Origin of the sequence: Flammeovirga aprica JL-4 (genome assembly GCF_012844305.1) — a bacterium.
GTDB classification, from domain to species: domain Bacteria; phylum Bacteroidota; class Bacteroidia; order Cytophagales; family Flammeovirgaceae; genus Flammeovirga; species Flammeovirga aprica.
In genome coordinates, this window is sequence record NZ_JABANE010000282.1 from 1 (window position 1) to 1,452 (window position 1,452).

The 1,452-nt window shown below is 28.2% G+C and carries 1 protein-coding gene and 1 pseudogene; both read right to left on the reverse strand.

Translation table 11 applies throughout. From position 1 onward, the window contains the following. Nucleotides 1-56: 56 nt before the first annotated feature. Nucleotides 57-1,169, reverse strand: coding sequence for a leucine-rich repeat domain-containing protein (locus HHU12_RS33870; protein WP_169661146.1), 1,113 nt, complete (start codon nucleotides 1,167-1,169; stop codon nucleotides 57-59). A gap of 63 nt (nucleotides 1,170-1,232) precedes the next feature. Beyond that, nucleotides 1,233-1,452, reverse strand: a pseudogene (locus HHU12_RS35180) (hypothetical protein); the annotation flags it as partial.

Here is a 1,452-nt window from a genome sequence, read left to right on the forward strand (position 1 = left end):
AATTTTTAAATAAGACTAACCCTCCAAACTCTGAAACCTAAAGTTCTAGTATCCTATTATCTTCTTTCCACCCCTGGTACAGATCCAAACTTGTGATAGATCTTAAAAGCATCATCAATACATTCCGGCATCCATTCCCATGGGTTTCTTCTAGTTCTGAAGTATTCCATTTTTTTGAGATTGCATATGGTAGATGGCAAAGTTTTTAAGTTGTTATATTGCACATGTAGACTGGTCATCTTAGTACAATTACCGATCTCTTCAGGAATTTCAGAAAGTCTATTATCATCTGCATAAAGTTTCTCAAGATTTGTAAGCTCACCCAATTCTTTAGGGATATGAGTAATTTTATTACTACTAAGACTTAATGTTTTGATTTGTTTACACTTCCAAACAAATTGTGGTATTTCTTTTAAATCCATTTCGTCAAGCCTGATATAAACTAAGGAGTCGATTAACCATAAATTATCAGGAAACCTTTTTAGATTTTTACATTTAGACAAATTTATTACCTTTAATTTATTTAGCTTGAATAAAGAATCAGGAAGTTTTTTTAATCTAGGATTATTACTAAACGATAAACCATCCAAATTTTTCAAATTACAAATTTCATCAGGAAATTTTTGAATTAAATTATTAGCTATAGTAAATTCTTTTAAAGAGGTAATATCACCTATCTCTTGAGGTACCTTTTTAATATTATTTGTACTTAATTCTAGGTGTTTTAGTTTATTTAATTTATTTATTTTTTTAGGTATAATAGAAATATTATTATCATTTAATCCTAAATACTCCAAATGCTTTAAATTAAAAAAGGAAGAAGGAATGGTCGTAAGATTACATTGGTGAATTATTAAGGTTTTCAATGATTTAAATTCAATAAACCTATCTATAGAGTTGATAATTTTGGGGTACTTTATTATTTCAATCAAACCTATTGAATCTTTTTTATATTCTATATCAGAGAACCAATTGTCTAAACTATCTTTGGAACCTCGAAAAGAAAACCAATACATATTATTTTCTATCCCTACATATGAATTAGGATATTTACTTTTTATTTCATTAATAAAAGGTGTTTCAACTATTTTATCATTAGAAAAACTATTACAAGATGTGAGTAATATGATGATAAAAACAACTAATCTATTTCCAATAATCTGATGCATGACTTCTGTTCTCTAAATAATTTTTAACCTCCAAACTTTGAAACCTAAAGTTCTAGTATCTTATTATCTTCTTTCCACACCTGGTACAGATCCAAACTTGTGATAAATCTTAAAAGCATCATCAATACATTCCGGCATCCATTCCCATGGGTTTCTTCTAGTTCTGAAGTATTCCATTTTTTTGAGATTGCATATGGTAGATGGCAAAGTTTTTAAGTTGTTATATTCCAGATATAGGCAAGTCATCTTAGTGCAATTACCAATCTCGTCAGGAATTTCAGAA

Coding starts and splice junctions, on each gene's coding strand:
- HHU12_RS33870 (WP_169661146.1), bottom strand. CDS start 1,169: ATGCATCAGATTATTGGAAATAGATTAGTTGTTTTTATCATCATATTA.